Source organism: Enterobacter cloacae complex sp.6700776 (assembly GCF_048284255.1).
Classification (GTDB): Bacteria; Pseudomonadota; Gammaproteobacteria; order Enterobacterales; family Enterobacteriaceae; genus Enterobacter; species Enterobacter intestinihominis.
Map to the genome: position 1 here is coordinate 1 of NZ_JBLVYK010000219.1, position 290 is coordinate 290.

The window sequence follows — 290 nt, forward strand, 5'->3', positions numbered from 1 at the left end:
CCCCCTGAGAAAGGGGGAACAGATAACGTCATTGTGGGTGGCGCCCTATATCGACACCGATGATGTTTATCACCAGCCGGCGACGGTTTTATTTGTTGTCACACCATCGGCATGGGGGCAGCCCCGCATTAACTAATCAACAGCGCCGTAAAAGGCGCTGTGAAGACGCAATGAATACCGGAATTAAAACGAGTGCCCTGTGCGTTGAAAGGGATGGGCGGTAGCGTGTTTTATAGCAGGAGAGATTATGGACAATGATAAGGCGCTACTTTCTTTATGTGTGTTGTTGG

At 50.0% G+C, this 290-nt stretch carries 1 protein-coding gene; it reads left to right on the forward strand.

The annotated features are described in order from the left end of the window. Window positions 1-136 (forward strand): type IV conjugative transfer system lipoprotein TraV (traV, locus tag ACNQ0T_RS23960; RefSeq protein WP_417930467.1); only part of this gene is annotated, 136 nt, incomplete at its 5' end. Window positions 137-290: the final 154 nt, after the last annotated feature.